Annotated in this window: 1 protein-coding gene; it reads left to right on the forward strand. The window is 38.3% G+C overall.

The window, feature by feature from the left end; all coding sequences use genetic code 11:
- Positions 1-120 precede the first annotated feature (120 nt).
- Positions 121-575 (forward strand): flagellin N-terminal helical domain-containing protein (locus tag PaeCFBP13512_RS23130; RefSeq protein ID WP_441343345.1); only part of this gene is annotated, 455 nt, incomplete at its 3' end.

The raw sequence follows: 575 nt of genomic DNA on the forward strand, positions 1-575 counted from the left end.
TATTGCCGATATATATAGTAGCAGCCAAGAAGAACGTGATCACGATCAACTTGACAGCAAACCAATTCAATAAGGGATCACATGGATGTGATCACCTCAAATTCCAAGGAGGAAATAACAATGATTATCAATCACAATATTGCAGCTTTAAACACTTCTCGTTCTTTGAACAGTGCGTCTAACGCACAAAGTAAATCAATGGAAAAACTATCTTCAGGTATGCGTATTAACCGTGCTGGTGATGATGCAGCAGGTCTAGCAATCTCTGAAAAAATGCGTGGACAGATTCGTGGTTTGGATCAAGCTTCTCGTAATGCACAAGATGGAATTTCTTTGATTCAAACAGCTGAGGGTGCACTTAACGAAACTCACGATATCTTGCAGCGTATGCGTGAACTAGCAGTACAGTCTGGTAACGATACAAATACGAGTACAGATCGTGGAAATATTCAACAAGAAGTAGATCAATTAGCAAAAGAAATCACTCGTATTTCAGATACAACAGAATTCAATACGAAGAAATTGCTAAATGGAGAAGCATCTACAAATGCTTTAACATTCCAAATTGGTGCAAA

The sequence above is a fragment of the Paenibacillus sp. CFBP13512 genome (genome assembly GCF_005233705.1).
Taxonomy (GTDB): domain Bacteria; phylum Bacillota; class Bacilli; order Paenibacillales; family Paenibacillaceae; genus Saccharibacillus; species Saccharibacillus nuruki.